Here is a 16,807-nt window from a genome sequence, read left to right on the forward strand (position 1 = left end):
GTTTTAGGCTTATGTTCAAACAAAAACTGTTTAGAAATCCAGTGGTGATTTCTACCATATTGATGTTTTTAGTGGCTGCAATTATCACCACTATTTATCTGCTTTTTCTTGACGAAATCGATCAAATTTATCTTTGGCTGACCCTTGGTGCTATCGCCATTGTTTACGTCATTTTTCAATTCACATTATGGTTGAAGAAAAAGAACAACGCTAAAGCTCAACATTTGGAAACCGAGGAAGAAGCTCTTTCTATGGTTATCCAGCCTCTTCTTGCTAACTCAGGCAAGAAACCAATTTACCTGATGCTTGGTAATAAAGGGTCAGGGCGACGTCAATTTTTATTTAATTCTAGTGCAATTAAACCGATGGATCGCACTAGAACCGCTAAGAATGACTTTTTTGAATGGTACGAATCTGACAGCGCTGTATACATCAAACCAGACCAACGCTTAGTGTTCCAGGAAGTATCAAGCAGTGATGCTTCTTTATGGAATACGTTCATTGAAGAAGTTATTCATCATCGACCTAGAAAGCCATTTTCTGGGTGTCTATTCTTCATCGATTTCGAGTTCATGATCGTCTCTGAGCCAGAACAAAAAGAGTACACCATTTCGTCGTTACTGGCGCGCTTGAGTACCATCAACTCTAAAACGTCTTCAGCATTGCCAATCTATTTGATTATGTCAAAGCTAGACAAGTTAGATGGCTTTAAAGAATACATGCACTTTAGCTCTCTCAAGACACGTGTTGAGTTCCTCTCTATCCCACTAAAAGAAGCCAAGGGTGTATTTGCAGAGTACTACCGCGATAGCTATCTAAATCTAGTGAGAGTGCTTGAAAGTAATGCGCTAGATGCATCCGCTAATTCAACGGACATTGATGAGAAACAAGCAATACTCGCTTTCCCTAAGCAGTTTGAGCTATGTCAGTCTGAAGTCAGCTATGTGCTTGAGCGTCTATGTGATGTTAACAACGGTGTCTATTCACTAGACATCCGTGAGATTTTCTTTAGTTCGAGTCTGCAAGGCGGTCGCAAGTACAATTTGCTTGCAAAAAGTTGTAGTAATTACTTCAACTTACCTATTATCGCGTCAGAGCATACACAGTTAACAGAAACGCCTTATTTCTCTCGCTTTCTGATTGATTCACAAATATTGCCGGAAAGCGACTTTGCGGGCGAAAACAAGACGTATCTTCGTCTAATTCAGAGACAAAGCCGTTTGGCAATACTCGGCTCTATTATCCTGCTTACTGGGGGCAGTTACTTCTTTTTCACGACATTAGACAGTAACTTACACGTGATGAATCAACTCTTGAGTATCGATGACAAATCGCAAGTGGAGCAAGATGCAAGATTCAATGAGCTTTTAGCGAAGGCGACGAAAGCAATAGAGCCTTCTTATGGGGCGTGGCTTAAAGGTTCTAAGGCTTTGGATGAAGAGATATTACCACTCAACATTAGCCGTTTGGATCAAAGCACTCGCATCGCTTACGAAGCATTACTTAAGGACGTTGCTCAACAGTTGATACCTCTCATTGAGAAAGGTTACCGTCTACAACTGACACAAAATCAAAACACTTTTACACGCGCTTTACCTCTATTGAAGGGGTATCTAATGCTAAACGATCCAACAAAGCGTGATATCCGTTTTTTGCGTCATCAAACTCTCCAAATGATGAACGATTTGAGCAACCAAAGTGACGTCGTCAATCAGGCGATGCGCTATTTGGACGCTTACTTTCGCACACAGTTTGATCCAATTGATATCAATATGGATCTTGTTCGCGCAACACGTCGCTCACTGCTAGCAAATTCGAATGTTGATCTCGTTTATGCAGGCATTTTAAACGAAGCAAATTCGATTGATTTAGGAACCCTAGATCTGCAACGAGCTGTGGGTTTTGAGTTTAGCAATGTATTCAACACACCAATCGATAGTGAACGCTTGATCGTAGATAAGATCTATACCTCCACTGGTTTTAGTACTTTTTATCGACCACGCGTGGACCTAATGTCACAACAAGTCATCAGTGACAACTGGGTTTTAGGTCTGTCACAACACGTTATTCCTACTAGTGAAGAACAAGAAGCCTTCAAAGAGGAAGTACGTAAAAAATATACTGACGACTACATCAGTAATTGGCGCAATGCGCTGAGTGAACTAAAAGTCCAAAACTATGACAATGTCGGCGATCTAACGAACGCGATAGACTTAATCTCGGGCCCTTCTTCACCAATGACAACCGTACTGAAGCAGGTCTATGCCAACACACAATTTTCACCCGTTGGTGAAAAAAATGCTCTGATTTCAAAACTAGACCCGAAACTCGTGGCAGCGGCAGACTCCGCATCAGACGCAGTAGAGGAAGTAGTTAAGCCTGATTACTTGTTGATGAAACGTGTTGAACAAGCTTTTCACTTATTAAACCAACTTCAGGTCAGTGAAACACCAAACTCCCCTACTCCTTGGGATGAGACCGTAACAGCGTTAAGCCGTGTTCGCACTTATATGAAAGACATCGCTGATGCACCTGACCCGCAAATGGCGGCGCTAGCGGCAGCTCAGCATCGAATGAACAGCAGTGAAGCTGACCCATTAATCAAACTTAAACAGATTGCCCAAAAATCACCGGAACCCGTTCGTAGCTGGTTGTTAGATGTGGTTCAACAAAGCTGGTCAGTCATGATTAAAGAGTCCGCTAAAGGCATTCAAACCCAATGGTACAGCGAGATTTACACCAAGTTTAAAGAGATAGGGCTAGGACGATACCCATTTGATCTAACAGCGACTGAGGAAATCTCAATTGAAGATTTTGAATTACTGTTTGCTTCAGGTGGCTTGTTAGACACATTTATTCAGAAAAATTTTGCACCGTTCTACGATACCAATTTGTGGACGCCAAAACAGGTGGATGGCGAGACGATGCCAATCTCTCCGGCTCTGTTAGTGCAACTGCGTAACTATAACGTTATTCGAGACACATTAATTAATAAAAGCACTAACCGCGTTCATATTCCGTTTAGTGCAAGAGTACTCGATCTTGATTCTAGTGCGATTAGAGCGAGCTTAAAAATTGCAGATACCAATATAAGTTACTACCACGGTCCAAGCCGCATTCGTGAAATGGCATGGCCACCGCAAAATGGTGACTTCAATATTAGTATCACACTCCAGGATGTAACCGATGAAGGCAGACAGCACGTTTTAAATAAGAGTGGTCAATGGGCGATATACAGATTGCTAGGTGACTCGACCTTGACAAACACTCATAACGGCAGCTTTGTCAGTGACATAAAAGTGTCAGGGAGGGACTTGAGCTTACGCATCACTCCGTTGACACAGAAAAACCCATTCACTCTTGCTGAGCTGTATAACTTTACGCTCCCTGAGTCGATTTAATAACAATATAAAAACAAAATAGGCAGAACACATGATTTCAAACATGACTTTACAAGGTTTAGATAAATTAGATCGAAAAATACTTTCAAGTCTATTGTCGAATGGGCGAGAGTCGATTGCGAATCTATCCCGAAACATTGGTTTGTCTCGAACAGCAGTAGCAGAAAGAATTAATCGTTTAGAAAAGACCGGTATTATCAAAGGCTATACCGCACAGATTCGTGTAGAAAATGAAGGGCGAAAAGCCGCTAGTTATCTACTGATCTCTTGTGAAAAGGGTAAGAAGAATGATGTAACGAATGCACTTAAAGAAATCCCTGAGGTTCGCTTAACGAGCGTTGTTGGTGGCAACTTTGATATTATTGCCCTAATTGAAGCGCCCGACCTGCAGTCTATTCATCATCTTTGTAATGAAATTGAATCATTTAACGGCATTCAAAGGCTTGATACTACCGTTGTACTGCATCAGCCGATCAGTCGTTAAGCTTTTCTGACCTCTTTGAGGAAAACATAAAGGGCCGCTCGTTGAGCGGCTTTCTTATATGCTTCCGATAAGTCGAATTTTGGCGTCTTTATCACCTGGGTTTCCTAGCCAGAACGTTTGACCTAGTTGGTTCCCTTCTCCATTACCCAGTTTGTTTTCTGGAATACTGTCTAGGTTAACTGTCAACTTTAGGTCCCACGACATTGGGTCACGCAGAATAAAGCGCATCAAGCCCACCAGCGTCTTATGTAACTCACCATCGTAGGAAAACTGCTTAAACGTTTCAAAATCAATGTTGTCGATACACAAGTTAAACTTGCCGTTCAAATCCGCAATGCTTTGTCCCAAGTGTAAGCTTTGCCCCAATACACAATTGGAACGATTGAGTTTGTTACGCTGGCTTTCAGCGATTTCTACGCGTCTATAAACCCATTCTTCGATTCGCACATTCGGCAGTGAAAAGTAGTGCGAAACAATACCGGAAATAAGCTTGGGTGAGCGTGTACGCGTAGATAACTGGTTCACGTAAGACAGAACTTTCGCTCGATCTAACTCCGCTACTTCACAATCTTGCATAACGCTAGAAAGACCAGCCAAATGCAGTATGCGCCCAGAAAACGCATCGCTTGCCCCGCTTTTGTACTGCACGTGATATCGGTATTTCTTCCAAACACGATACAGTAAGCTTGTATAGCGGTTGTGGAAAAAGTCGAAGAAATCCTTCACTGGGTTATCATCGGGATCACGACCGACGAGTTTCTCAGTGTAAGACGCAGGCAGGGGCGAGCTTGAACCATGCAAGCCAAGAAAGTTCGTCTCAATACGTGAATATTGCTGTCCGTTTCTTTCCATATGAGTAATAAAGTCCATATCACTCTTTGGAAAGCACAGGTTTGGCGACACGCTGAACTCAATTCGCTCTTGGTGAAAGTATTTGTTCTCGCCCACGGCAACAAAATTTGAGTTTGGCTCCAACTGGTAGTGTTTCTCTAACAGCAACACCGCTTGGTAGAAACTAAACTCATTCGACTTATCAGAAAGTGTGTTAATCATAGTATCGTCTGCTGCCCGATTAGGCTTGCCCAGTTGTAAACCTCGCCCGTCGCTTCATCGAACACCTCTAGTTCGGTAAAGGAGTTCACACTCGAATACAAACGGATAAATTCATTCAATACCGTGGCCATTAGGAACATATCGCCTTCATTTACGAAGAACTTAGAGTCCGTCACGAGCTTGAATTGGTTACCACGCACAGATACACCACGAAATACGCGATCGATTGGTTTCATCTCTGAAGAAATAATGCCATCAAGTCGATGAATCGACGCGCGGTGGGCTTGTCTATCGACTCGAGAGTGGAAGTCGTAAGTCGAGAGCAACACTTTCAACACATCGATATTGGCCAAAGACAAGTAGTTGAGCGACATGTTGGCAATCAACTGCCATTGAAGTTCACCATTAACCTGAGGACTTACTGACTGTGTTGGCTTAGTAATGTTTTTAAACGTCGCATACGTTGGCGACTTGTGCGTCGCGTACGTGATATCTCCTACTGACAGGCGCTCCGCTAAGTCCGCGTTACTGCATTGCAGTTTCATCAATACTGTTTCAGTCCCTAAATCCGCGATGTCGCCATTGTGAGTATGGAATGAGATATAGCGCTCTAACCCTCTTCCGCTTACTCGCTCGCCCACTTTGCATTTGTAGAACTCTCGCTTATCACGCTGGTTGATTTGGTGCTCAAACGATTCAAATTCAATCAGTGGTTTTCGGCGACGCTCGTCTTTACTCCAGCTCTCCACTTGCTCAATGGAATAAACCTCGTAATGCTCTTGAGTGTTACTTTGTGGACGCACCTTGTACTCGTTTCGTCGATGCTCTAAACGGATTGGATCGCCGTCTTTTTCAAACAAGTTAACGGCAGGTGTGCAGTGCAACCTTAAGTGTTTATCTTTAAGCACCACCTCTGAAGGCAAAGCACGCTTAAAGTGAAATTTGATTTTGACCGTGTTGCGCTGTGGAATGCCTTTTAGCCACTCTAAGCCTTTAATGTCGAAGAACATGAACTTATCTGGCAAAGAGAAGAATTCTTGCAGCAAACGGTAGCCTGCAAAGGAATTTTTGCTGTAAGGCAACAGCGCCTCGTCCTCTTCATGCCCGACTGGCTTAACGTATTCTGGCCCTAAACGATGTTTGTAGCCGCCACCAACATCCAACTCGACGTAATCTAGATAACGGAACAGCCATAAGAAGACAGTGCGAGTAATATGAATCTCACCATGCAGGTGCAAACGCAACGTATCTAAGCCGATCCGAGACAGCTCAAGGCCATGCTCCGTCGATAACGTCACATCAATCATCGAGCTGGTGCGGCTGTTAGTTTGTTCGATGTTAGTAATCGTAATTGGGTATAGATTGACGTCATAACAAGTACGGAACAAACACTGCGTGCCTTCTACCTGCTCGCTGGCCATTTCCGCACCACGTTTCACCACGGTTTTCTCAGTAACACTTCCGGTATGCGGTTTTAGTTCGCTAATACACAAAGACGGGATCGAACGCATGTAATGTGGCCACAGCAAAGTCATCAGAGATTGCGTTAGCTCAGGAAGTTCATCGTCAATCTTTTCGCGGATGCGTCCGGTCAAAAAAGCAAAACCCTCCAGCAGTCGTTCGACATCTGGATCAAAAGTTCCTTCAGAGAGAAAATGAGTTAACTTCGGATGATATTTGGCAAACTCACTACCCGACTCGCGTAAATACGTGAGTTCATCTTGAAAGTATTTACTGTTACTCAAGTGGCACCTACTAAACGTTAAATTGGCCGTCGGTTCCCATGTAGACATCGATCGACATTGGGACTTTACCGCCGTTATGGGAAACTTCGCCGCGAATACCAAAGCCGAGTTGTAATGGATTATGGTGGTCTTCACGGTAATGAACCTCGACATTAAACAGTCGGGGCTCAAAGCGTTCTATGGTTGACGTGATGTTTTTTTGAATATGGCGAACGAGGTTTGTGTTGTTAGAAAGTACGTCGTTAAAATCTGGCAGACCATACTCATTGTCGATCATTGCGTTGCCGGAGTGCGTATTCAACAAGTCAGCGAGATGCGAGTGAATGGATTCAATCAAATGCTTATGAGACACCACTTTCTCGTAGCAGTTTTTTGGTTCTCCTAGCTCGATCCGCTCTAAAAGACGGTAACCTTTTTCCATATGCGGTCCTACGAAAAAAGCAGCCAGTCTTCACTGGCTGCTTGATGGTTTCAGTAATGGGTTATTGGTCTAGCTTACCAACTAGAGACAAGTCGAAGCTTGCGCCCATGTACTTGAAGTGAGGACGTACAGACATCGATACTTTGTACCAGCCTGGATCGCCTTCTACGTCTGATACTTCAACCTTCGCAGCACGAAGCGGACGGCGACCACGAACTTCCGCTGGCGGGTTCTCTTGGTCAGAAACGTATTGACGAATCCACTTGTTCAGTTCGATTTCTAGGTCAGAACGCTCTTTCCAAGAACCGATTTGCTCACGCTGTAGCACTTTGATGTAGTGCGCTAAACGGTTGATAATGAACATGTAAGGAAGCTGAGTACCTAGCTTGTAGTTCATCTCGGCTTGTTTGCCTTCAGGCGTGTTCGCAAACACTTTTGGTTTTTGAACAGAGTTTGCAGAGAAGAACGCCGCGTTGTCAGAACCTTTACGCATGGTTAGCGCAATGAAACCTTCTTCTGCTAGCTCATACTCACGACGGTCAGAAACCAGGATCTCGGTTGGGATCTTAGTCTCGATTTGACCCATAGCTTCAAAGTTGTAAACCGGTAGATCTTGTACAGTACCACCGCTTTGAGGACCAATAATGTTCGGACACCAACGGTACTTAGCAAATGATTCACTGATCTTGGACGCCATCGCGTACGCTGAGTTGCCCCATAGGTAGTTATCATGGCTGTCTGTCACTTGCTCATCGTAGTCAAACGCCTTGATTGGGTTATCTTCAACAGAGTAAGGCGTACGTAACATAAAGCGAGACGTACATAGACCTAAATAACGTGCATCTTCGTGCTCACGCAGACCACGCCATTTCGCGTACTGTGGACCTTCGAATACAGACTTAAGATCTTTTAGGTTTGGCAGCTCTTCGTAGCTGTCTAGACCAAAGAATTTAGCCGATGCCGACGTGATGAATGGTGCGTGAGACATTGCGCCTACGTTCGCCATGTATTCCATCAGTTTGATGTCAGGCGAAGAGGCAGACATAGCGTAATCACAAATGACGGCGCCAACAGGTTTACCACCGAACTGGCCGTATTCACGTGTGTAGATTTGCTTGTACAGGCCAGACTTCACCACCTCTGGAGCGTCTTCGAAGTCATCAAGAACTTCGTCTTTCTTCGCAGAGATCAGTTCAATTTGAATGTTCTCGCGGAAGTCAGTGTGATCAACCAGGTACTTAAGGCCACGCCACGTTGATTCAATCGCTTGAACTTCTTCGTTGTGAAGAATTGCATCAACTTGCTTAGACAATTTTTGGTCGATTTCAGAGATCATCAGATCAACCAGAGATTGGTCGACTTTCTCTGTGTTCGAACTGCTTAGTAGCTCACTGATGAATGCTTCTACGCCGCGTTTTGCAACGTCAAAACCTTCATCACTTGGCTTTAAACGTGTTTCGTTAAGAATGCTATCCAGAAGTGAGCCTGATTCAACTAAGGCTGCTTCTTGTTCTGGCGCTTGTGCTTCTGCAGACATGATATCCCTTACTCTTCTTTCGCGTCTTGGTCGTTGCCAATGCTTAGTTCATCCAACAGTTTCTTTCTCGCTTCTTCATCTTGAAGAACCGATGCGATCTTCTTACGGAACGCAGGAACATTTCCTAGAGGACCTTTCAGTGCAACCAAGGCTTCGCGAAGCTCAAGTAGGCTGTTTAGTTCAGGTACACTTTTCGCGATCGCTTCAGGTGAGAAGTCCTTCATGTTTTGGAACGTCAGATCAACACCAATCTGGCCGCCTTCTTCATCAGAAAGACGGTTTTCAACGTTGACTTTAACGTTTGGAGACATGCCCTCTAGCACTTCGTTAAAGTTGTCTTTGTCGATGTTAATTGGAGTACGTTCTTCAATTGGTGTCTCATCTGCACGCGCAGTAAAGTCGCCAACTACCATCATGCTTAGCGGCAGCTCTACGTCTTCTTGCGTATCGCCAGTTGCTGGAACATAACGGATATTAATTCGCTCTTTAGGAGCCACCGAGCCGTCACGTGACATAATTCGTTCCTTATCTAACTCTTTAATTAGTCGTAAATTGCTTTCCACTCTTCATACTTCTCAGGTAGAAGATCCTTGCTTCCAAATAACCGATGGAGTGTTTTTCGAATTAGGTCTTCTAACTGTGACGATAAGTGGGGTTCCCAGCTCGCGAGATTAAACGCTTTTTGTACTTCCCACCCCTTCTCAAGATACGGCAAACACAACGGGTATAATCCAACAGACTGGTAAGCTGCTATCAATTGTAAATACAGCATGAACTGCCCACGTCCCGAGCTATCCAGCCCAAGTTTGTGGGCAAGCTCTGCGGCACATTCCCCTAGATTTTCTAGAGTGATATCCTCCATTGGCAGCGAGTCTTCCTGCGAAATCACAACCGTTTGAACAACAGGTTGAGAAGTCGAAGAAGTAGTATCTTGAGTCGATAACCAGCTCAAGGTCGCTTCATCTGCAAATGGTATAGAATTCTTAAATGAGAGGTGCTCGATGCCCTCTAGCGATTCAACAAAACGCGTCACTTCTTGTTTCACAGCAAGCGCTGCATCATCAAAGCCCAAGTTATTAAGCATCGAATACACGAAGTAATGGCCCGTCAGCCAAAACGGCGCATCCGTTAATGTGCGCTCCAAACGCTTAATGGTGTCGATGTCGCTTTCTTGGTCAGCTTTATCTCGGTATTCCGCTTGTTGATCGGACGACACTGCCAAGCTCAAAGGCGTTTGATTATTTTGGTGGCCGGGTAGACCATCAATGTCATCCCAAGTCAGATGACGATAAATCCGGTAAGCCAGCGGATCACTTGGGTTCGCATGAAGCATGACTTCCGCAACCTTCTTCAAGGTGCGCTTAGAAGCCGTAGGCGAAGAGAAGTCCGTATCGACATCGACTTCTTTTGCTACCGCTTTCTTAACTGGCGCAGGTTTAGGAGCCGGTGGAACCGTCTTCACCGGTGCGGTTTGCTCTTCACTCTGCGCTGGCGTTTCTGCGGCGGCAGGCTGCGTAGCTGGTGCAGGCGCCGCTTGTTCGATGTTAACGACTGCTTCATCGCTCTGCTCATCAGCCGCCGCTTGTTGAGATAAAACATTGAGTTGAGTGCGAATCTCAAAGAAATCCGCTTCTGAGTCTTGGTAAACCTCGTCGTACTGGCGCTGCACTTCTTCAATAGTCGAAATGCAGTTTGATACCAAATCCCATGACTGAGCGCTTTCCGCTAACTTGCTGCTGACCAGTTTAAACTGATGGTTCAACCATTCGACCGCGCCATCTCGACCCCGCTTTCGGGAAGGATACAATTCAACGCCAAAGCGACTTAACGCCTCACTAAGCAGCTTTAGCCCTTGTTCAAAGCCTTGCAGACCAAACTCTTCTGTTAGCGCGCGAACAAGGTAACAAATGGCTTTTAAGTCTTTACTGTGGTGCTCTAGAACTTCAGTCGCGTGCGTTTTTACTACGCTCCAATCTACTGTTTCGCCAAACAATGAACCGAATTTCTTCACTTCGGATTCCATCATTTCATAGCAAAACTCGTAACGGGCATCGTTACCCACTGGAGATTCATCAGAAATAGGATTAAGCAGACGATCGATATCAATGTTGGACAAAATTCACGTCTCCTTCAGTCAAGTAATCTCTCAACGCACGCGCTACCGCAATTGCGCCATTTGCTGGCTTAGATAATCGATGGCTCTGCTCAATCGCATCCGACGCCATGCTATCTAGAATTTTCGTGATTTCTGTAAATTTACTTGGTGCATTCCGTTCTAAATCGGCAAGGGATTCATGTAGCTTTTGTTTGTCGTAAACGGATTGCTCCATCACGGTGCTAAACAAAATAAATTCGCTTCTTGCGACGATTAAATCCTTTATTTTTTTGTCTAGTTCTGGCGTATTACCGAAGTAGGCTTTGGCTAATTCAGCTTCTTCAATTGCTTTGGTGTAAAAGTGCGCCTCTGCATGTTTATCGATGGAGTCATTAATATTTTCCATCACAGCCTTTGGTAAGATTTGGTTGTAGAAATAGGCTTGTGACTGGTTTAATAACCATGCCTCTTTCATTTCATTTTCTGCGAGCTTAGCTTCACCATCTAAAATTAAGCGAGCAATCTGCTTATCTCGACTGCCAGCTATGGCAGATACTTTCATGGAATCGATAGACGCGACATTTAATCCAGACATCACTTTAGTCAACGCCTCATCCGCATATGGAAACAGGGCACCGTCACGAACAAGGGTTTCTCGCAAGGTGACAAGCTCCTTACGTAATTCGACTAATGCCATTGGTAAGCCATCCGCTAACGATTGATACGACGTTAACTGAGCCTGTTTTTCTTCATATAAATTCGAGAGGCTTAACTGCTGAGCTTGATATGCTGTTCGATAAGCTTCTGTCATATCAATACTCTGTTTAGCTTGAGACAATTCTTCTTTGATTTTCCATGGAGGCTGAGCCAAAAAAGAAGCCGTTTCAGAGGGCGTAATAACGTGAGTTACAGGAGCGACTCCTCGGGGAAAAATGGCATCCAATTGATCTTTATTCTGTTGATATAAATAGCTTCCTGCTGTTGCCAGCACACTCAACACTAAGCTCGCCTCTAATATTTTAAAGCGACCATACGCCGTTTTATCATTTGGCTTACAGTGTGTAAGCAGCAAGTCCGCGTTACGCAAGCTACTGAAAATTGGTGCGTTAGAATTTGAGCTAATTGATTGCGTATCGATTCGCGCTAACTGTTGAGCAAAAGAAATAGCGGTATAGCCATGCCCTCTTGGTTTGTTGATGACTTCTTTCAGCAATTTCCAAATATGAGCCGGGATCAAAGCCGGACGCTTTCGGTCTTTTAACTGCTTATTCCAAGCATCACCAAATATTGAGCCTAAAAATAGATGTCCAGCGAGCAAAGCGAGAGAGTAAACATCATCTTGCGGTTCCGCGATGCCAGTTTCTATATAAAGAGGGGAGGCGTAGCTCAAGCTTGCCTCAGCGTAAGGTTCTGTCTCTCCAATGTAACGAGCAGCGCCGAAATCAATGAGCTTAACGTAATCGCCTTCACTCACTAATACGTTAGATGGTTTAATATCAAGATGGCAGATACCTCTTGTATGCATAAACTCTAGAGCGCCAGCGAGTTGATACACCAACCAAGCGATGTGGTCGTGGCGGAAGCCTTTAGAAGAATGACGCTCCATTTTTTCTGCCAGTGATTCACCTTGGATCCACTCGTACATCAAATATGGGCGTTCAAATTCATTGCCGATTTTTACAAAGTTAGCCACGCTAGGGTGTTGAGAAAGCTCCAGCCTGCTCGCTTCGTTAATCAACATTTTGCTCGCAAATTCTGGCGAGTCATCATTGATAACTTTGCAACAGATTTGCTTCTCTGGCTGCCCTTTTTTTGCAAGATGGTAAACCGTTGTCTTACCATTTCTAGAAGGAAGCTTGTCTAATACATCAAACTGTGAAAAAAGCACGTACTCAAGCTTCGGCTTATTTTTTTCTGCTAGCCTTTGCTCATTCAGTTTCTTTTTCTCAATAGCTTTAACAACCAACTGATCGATATATCCTTTGGCTGTACTCTGATTATTAGACACTTAGTACTCTTTCATAGAATAAATATTATTAGAGTTGAATAATATTTTCTTGAACGTACTTGTATCAAGGTTGGTATTTAAAACAAACAGTAAGCCTATTATTTTAGTTATTATTACTAACTTATTAGACCTTTTTACTTACGCTTTCACTGCATGAGTTATACGCTTTTTCGTGTTACAAACTTCAACCTAATAATATGAGTATACTTTCATTGCCATTTGATCGATGAGTGCTCACTAACATTGCAGTAATTGGAGAACTCCTTTGTCACCATGAAAGTCGAACATTAACAACGTAGTTGGTTGCTTAAAGTGGTGCTCTCTGACCGCAAAAGCAATTAAAGCGAGAGAAGAACAACTGCCCATCGTGCCCCACAACTCATTGATAAGCTGCGGTTGTTCTGGGTTCGTGAATCGTTCTGCTTTAGCTCCCAGAGCAAAACCGTAATCTTCCGAGTGCATGCGAAGGTTCGTCATATCGGAATACACTTCACCAAATGAATCGAGCTTTTTACTCGCACGTTGAACAAGTCGAAACATGCCTCTTCGGTCTGAAGTGTTTAATTCCGTATCAATGTAGCCAAGCTGCGCTTGAGGCTTAAGTTTCAATGTTTCTACGGTATTTCTTCGACAAAGAATTAAACCCGCCCCACCCTCACTCGGAATAACGCCCCATGGATTATTGGTACTCATTACCATCGCATCGTCGATGAGTGTTTGCATCGAACTCACCAAGGTATCGACACTGATACACATCATAGCATCGTATTTATCCAATGATTTCATGGCCTGGAGAACGAAACTGGGCCCACTGGCATGAACAGCATTCACCACAGAGAGAAATTCAGCATAGTTACTTTCACCAAGCCATTCTTGCACCTTTACTAGTGAAACAGACGCAGGCACCGCTATAAGCAAAGGTATTGGTCTCAATGAACGTGGTAACTGCGCTAACAATGAATCAAGCAAGTGGGTGATTAACTCGCACGTTTTCTCAAACTGCTCACTTTCTTTGGTGTATTCGATTTTGGCGTAAGTAAAACGCTCGATACCATCATCCCCTACACATTGGTCGAATCTTCCTAAGTCAGCATACGAAACTGCACTAGCAATATCTAAATTCATACCGGTTGGCGTCATCACTTCCATCCCTAGCACGTAACGGCCTGTTGAATTATGCATGCTCGCTTACCTCTTCCAACTTAGTGATCGATGTCGACACCAACAAATGCTCCTTGCCCTGACAAGGAAACACAGCGGTGTAACTGATTGATATAGTTTTCTTTTCCGCATCAACGAATAAGGTGTACATCGCCATATCAGCTTGATAACTTTGATCTTTGAACGTCGCGATCGCACGGTATTTTTCTTTAGGAATTCGAAATGAAAGCGTGTCATCATGACAAAAGCCACTCATCATCAAACGCTCCCCCCCACGAAGGAAGCCTTTGCACTGTTGATCAATAGGCGCGCTTTGGAAGAACCGCTTATCAAAATCGAGTGGCAACATTGGCTTGCGATTCTCAATCCAATCGTCATCGAACGTGCCGGCTAGCTTCTGGCGCGACTCAAAGAACGGAGGGACTGGCCCGAACCCCGCAACGCGTAGTTTTTTCGCGGCGGCACTCCAGTCCTCTCGGGGATAAAAAATCGAGGGTACTTTCTGTTCAAGCAATTCTTTGTTGGAGTCGGCAACCCCACCACCTATTCGGTTACGTAAATCACCGCCTACCGCGCAAGTGTAATCAATGTCTTTTTCAATAAATGGGACTGGATTGCTCAGCGTGATACCGCCAGCATGCTCAACCCATACGCGTTCCCCGTGAATAGCGAGAGTCTTATCGATATGACCATCAATCAGCACACGACACTCTTGGTATGTCACTGGCTTTTTCGCGTAGCTGCGCGCTTTGCCGTAAACAAGTACATCTGTGTTGTCTTTGGTATACGCGAACTCGTGGTCAACTTTCATCGCAGAGAAACCTTCTTCGCCCAAATATTGGGGATCATCGAAGATTTCACTTTCACCTAATTCGTGCCAAACCACACCATCGAATTGCCAAGTACGTTTAGCGACCACAACCCACACTTCATCGCCGTTTTCGTCACGTTGAAAACGACCTTTAAGTGATAGCTCAGGGTGCGCATCAATATCCCATAACTGCATTGCTATTCCTTAAGTTGAATCGTTCGCTCGCAGAAGGTGCGGCCTTTAAATTGTTAAAGTTCCAGTCTTGTTGATGAATCGGCATTGCCATATCCCAAGGCACGTAGGCTCTGGATTGAATACAGATTTGGCGCCATAGCCAGTCGCGGAACAGCACATCAACGTTAGAATCTTGCATCGCAGCTAACGTAGACTCGAAGCTCAATGCGTAACCCAAGCGGCTTGGTAGATTTTGGATATATTTTTCATCTTCCACCCACTCATTGAGCAGATCGACGATCTCTTCCCATTCATACTCGACACCAACATCTTGCGGAGTCAGAGGAAGAAGCTTTCCGTAGACGACATACAAGGCATGAAGCCAAATTTCACCTTCAGCTTCCTCCAGACTTTCCAAGTGCTCGATGATTTGGGGCACCAGTTTCCAATCACCACTCAGCGCAAAATCAACAGGTGCTAATGAAGAAGAGATATCAAACGCCTCAAACTCTTTTAACTCAAGCAACTTGGCATAAGTGAGCACTTGCGCTGATGGTAATCCATTTGGTTCGATGCCAAAGCACTGACGGAGCCAAGTGCCTCTGTCACGTTTGGTAATCAAACGTTCAAATAGATATTGTTCGCTGCCTGCATTGTCATTGAGCCAATCAATCCCCTCTTTCACGTCTTGTAAAGCGAGCAGTGGCAAAGCAACATGAGAGCTAATGATGCTGGCTTTGTGCCAGCGCTTGATGAGAGAAACACTTAATGTTTGACGTACACGTAAGCATTCAAAGTAAAACGCACTGGATGTCGCATTACCCTCAATAAGCTCCGAAAGCGTGCTATCCATAGATTCAACCGGAGATTGTACGGCAATGACCATTGCGGTTTTAGCGTCAATATCTTCGAGTAAACTCAAGCCGCACAAAAGGTTATCCAACGCTGAGCCCAACTCGCCTTGTAGCATCAGCCAGCTGTAGATTTCTGGCTCCTGGCCTCTTAACTGATGAATCAACCCCGGTGCTAACCGATAAAACGACAAGTACACCTGCTTCAGTTCTTCAATTTGGCGTTCAATCAGCTTGAGATACGCCAACTCACGACTTGGATAACCCCTTTTGTGAATTTGAACTCGCTGCCTGATTAAAAAACCGATACTTTCAGAAGCAATGGACAGCTTTTCATTACAGAAATCCAGCCATGTTACTGGCAACTGGGAAAGGTCATTCACAGCGCGCTCAGCTTTTGCTAACGCGCCTTCGACTTCTTGATTGGTTATGGGTGCCTTTAGGTGCTCGACACCGATTCTTTGTCGCATCTGGTTATCCGTTATTAGCGTGCCATAACGCGATTGCAATTAGTTAACTCGAAGTAATTAGCTCACTTGGCGTGACTTGTTAACACAAAACCATTAGCTAACGCGAGGTAGTTAGTTAATTGCGATCGTTCCGCCTTGAATTTTTTGTGCTTTTTCTGCTTGAGAAGTGACGTACTTCGCTTTAGTGGTAATTCGTCCATCGCGCCCGCTATAGCGAGTTTCTGTCTCACCACTTTTGACTACCAACTCTTGTTCTGTCTCGATAACCATCTTCTTTGCTCGCAATACAAACTCGTCAGAGTCATCCAGAATGGAGAAGAAAATGTCCGTCACAAGAGGCAAGCTTAAGTCGTCGTTCAAAAACTCAACTCGACAACTTAATCGATTATCGATAGCCATTTGCAGCTCAGAACGACGAAAGCCACGTCCTAGTCTCGCAGTGAGTGGCTGCTTAAATGGGTTACCATCAAAATCAACTCGCACACTGCCCGTAGACTCATTGATAGCCACTATTCTTCCAAAACGCGAAAAGCAAGCCGTTGATTCGGCTTGCTGCTCTGATATTACTTCTGTTGTAAGAGGTTGTTTTTCCATTG

Annotated in this window: 13 protein-coding genes; 2 read left to right on the forward strand and 11 right to left on the reverse strand. The window is 44.4% G+C overall.

Annotation, left to right across the window (positions count from 1 at the left end; all coding sequences use genetic code 11):
• Positions 1–11: 11 nt before the first annotated feature.
• Both tssM and R7190_RS07865 read left to right on the forward strand, forming a co-directional pair.
• The gene (gene tssM, locus R7190_RS07860) at positions 12–3,401 is read left to right on the forward strand and encodes a type VI secretion system membrane subunit TssM (protein ID WP_186585414.1); all 3,390 of its coding nucleotides are present in this window, start codon (positions 12–14) and stop codon (positions 3,399–3,401) included.
• 31 nt (positions 3,402–3,432) lie between these two features.
• Complete coding sequence (locus tag R7190_RS07865; RefSeq protein WP_005373369.1) at positions 3,433–3,885, forward strand: Lrp/AsnC family transcriptional regulator; 453 nt, start codon at positions 3,433–3,435, stop codon at positions 3,883–3,885.
• A 54-nt stretch (positions 3,886–3,939) separates the two neighbouring features.
• On the opposite strand, the gene tssG is transcribed toward R7190_RS07865, so the two are convergent.
• The 11 genes from tssG to R7190_RS07920 all read right to left on the reverse strand — a co-directional run bounded on the left by tssG (position 3,940) and on the right by R7190_RS07920 (position 16,805).
• Positions 3,940–4,938: a type VI secretion system baseplate subunit TssG gene (tssG, locus tag R7190_RS07870; protein ID WP_005373373.1), complete on the reverse strand. Its 999-nt coding sequence runs from the start codon at positions 4,936–4,938 to the stop codon at positions 3,940–3,942.
• Positions 4,935–6,683, reverse strand: a complete 1,749-nt coding sequence (tssF, locus tag R7190_RS07875; RefSeq protein WP_186585416.1) for a type VI secretion system baseplate subunit TssF — start codon at positions 6,681–6,683, stop codon at positions 4,935–4,937. The genes tssG and tssF overlap by 4 nt, the downstream gene beginning before the upstream one ends.
• Positions 6,684–6,693: 10 nt before the next feature.
• Positions 6,694–7,104 carry a type VI secretion system baseplate subunit TssE gene (gene tssE, locus R7190_RS07880; protein ID WP_033906409.1) on the reverse strand — a complete coding sequence of 137 codons (411 nt, stop codon included), beginning with the start codon at positions 7,102–7,104 and terminating at the stop codon, positions 6,694–6,696.
• Positions 7,105–7,165: 61 nt separating this feature from the next.
• Positions 7,166–8,641, reverse strand: a complete 1,476-nt coding sequence (gene tssC / locus R7190_RS07885) for a type VI secretion system contractile sheath large subunit (protein WP_005373378.1) — start codon at positions 8,639–8,641, stop codon at positions 7,166–7,168.
• A gap of 8 nt (positions 8,642–8,649) precedes the next feature.
• Complete coding sequence (gene tssB, locus R7190_RS07890; RefSeq protein ID WP_005373381.1) at positions 8,650–9,156, reverse strand: type VI secretion system contractile sheath small subunit; 507 nt, start codon at positions 9,154–9,156, stop codon at positions 8,650–8,652.
• A 26-nt stretch (positions 9,157–9,182) separates the two neighbouring features.
• Positions 9,183–10,757 (reverse strand): type VI secretion system protein TssA, encoded by a 1,575-nt coding sequence (gene tssA / locus R7190_RS07895; RefSeq protein WP_104980537.1) that lies wholly within the window; start codon positions 10,755–10,757, stop codon positions 9,183–9,185.
• Positions 10,744–12,744, reverse strand: a complete 2,001-nt coding sequence (locus tag R7190_RS07900) for a serine/threonine protein kinase (RefSeq protein WP_104980535.1) — start codon at positions 12,742–12,744, stop codon at positions 10,744–10,746. Before R7190_RS07900 ends, tssA begins: the two co-directional genes overlap by 14 nt.
• Before the next feature lie 237 nt (positions 12,745–12,981).
• Entirely contained in the window at positions 12,982–13,926 is a 945-nt protein-coding gene (locus R7190_RS07905; RefSeq protein WP_005386097.1) for a hypothetical protein, read from the reverse strand.
• Entirely contained in the window at positions 13,919–14,911 is a 993-nt protein-coding gene (locus tag R7190_RS07910; RefSeq protein WP_085569124.1) for a DUF2169 domain-containing protein, read from the reverse strand. The genes R7190_RS07905 and R7190_RS07910 overlap by 8 nt, the downstream gene beginning before the upstream one ends.
• Positions 14,892–16,211: a hypothetical protein gene (locus R7190_RS07915; RefSeq protein ID WP_104980534.1), complete on the reverse strand. Its 1,320-nt coding sequence runs from the start codon at positions 16,209–16,211 to the stop codon at positions 14,892–14,894. Before R7190_RS07915 ends, R7190_RS07910 begins: the two co-directional genes overlap by 20 nt.
• Before the next feature lie 111 nt (positions 16,212–16,322).
• A complete protein-coding gene (locus tag R7190_RS07920; RefSeq protein ID WP_025767908.1) occupies positions 16,323–16,805 on the reverse strand; it encodes a hypothetical protein in 483 nt (160 codons plus the stop codon).
• Between the last annotated feature and the right edge of the window lie 2 nt (positions 16,806–16,807).

Source organism: Vibrio sp. 1078-1, assembly GCF_033340475.1.

What these genes read in the sequence shown, in the direction of transcription:
- R7190_RS07865 (WP_005373369.1), top strand. Translation starts at nt 3,433, where the DNA reads ATGATTTCAAACATGACTTTACAAGGTTTAGATAAATTAGATCGAAAA.
- R7190_RS07915 (WP_104980534.1), bottom strand. Translation starts at nt 16,211, where the DNA reads ATGCGACAAAGAATCGGTGTCGAGCACCTAAAGGCACCCATAACCAAT.
- tssM (WP_186585414.1), top strand. Translation starts at nt 12, where the DNA reads ATGTTCAAACAAAAACTGTTTAGAAATCCAGTGGTGATTTCTACCATA.
- R7190_RS07920 (WP_025767908.1), bottom strand. Translation starts at nt 16,805, where the DNA reads ATGGAAAAACAACCTCTTACAACAGAAGTAATATCAGAGCAGCAAGCC.
- tssG (WP_005373373.1), bottom strand. Translation starts at nt 4,938, where the DNA reads ATGATTAACACACTTTCTGATAAGTCGAATGAGTTTAGTTTCTACCAA.
- R7190_RS07910 (WP_085569124.1), bottom strand. Translation starts at nt 14,911, where the DNA reads ATGCAGTTATGGGATATTGATGCGCACCCTGAGCTATCACTTAAAGGT.
- tssC (WP_005373378.1), bottom strand. Translation starts at nt 8,641, where the DNA reads ATGTCTGCAGAAGCACAAGCGCCAGAACAAGAAGCAGCCTTAGTTGAA.
- R7190_RS07905 (WP_005386097.1), bottom strand. Translation starts at nt 13,926, where the DNA reads ATGCATAATTCAACAGGCCGTTACGTGCTAGGGATGGAAGTGATGACG.
- tssB (WP_005373381.1), bottom strand. Translation starts at nt 9,156, where the DNA reads ATGTCACGTGACGGCTCGGTGGCTCCTAAAGAGCGAATTAATATCCGT.
- tssE (WP_033906409.1), bottom strand. Translation starts at nt 7,104, where the DNA reads ATGGAAAAAGGTTACCGTCTTTTAGAGCGGATCGAGCTAGGAGAACCA.